Here is a 251-nt window from a genome sequence, read left to right as displayed (position 1 = left end):
CGGCTGGCGCTGGAAAATGAAGCCCTTAAGGTGTTTGATGCCGATACGCTGCAACGCGGACTGATTGAAGCGGCGACCCGCAAGCCGGACTTAGTGATCCTGGATCTGGGTCTGCCGGATGGAGATGGCACCGATTTCATTCGTGACCTGCGCCAGTGGAGCGCCATACCGGTGATTGTGCTGTCAGCGCGCAGCGATGAGCAGGATAAGATCGCCGCACTGGATGCGGGGGCAGATGACTATCTGACCAA

General features: G+C 58.6%; 1 protein-coding gene. It reads left to right on the top strand.

Features of this window, described 5'->3' with window-relative positions:
• Positions 1–3 precede the first annotated feature (3 nt).
• Positions 4–251: response regulator (locus tag SB756_RS33075; protein WP_410913634.1), on the top strand; the 248-nt coding region annotated here is incomplete at its 3' end.

Origin of the sequence: Pseudomonas sp. SIMBA_068 (genome assembly GCF_046534705.1) — a bacterium.
Lineage (GTDB): Bacteria > Pseudomonadota > Gammaproteobacteria > Pseudomonadales > Pseudomonadaceae > Aquipseudomonas > Aquipseudomonas putida.
The sequence above is the reverse complement of the archived record's forward strand: the minus strand, read 5'-3'. Positions and strand labels throughout refer to the sequence as shown.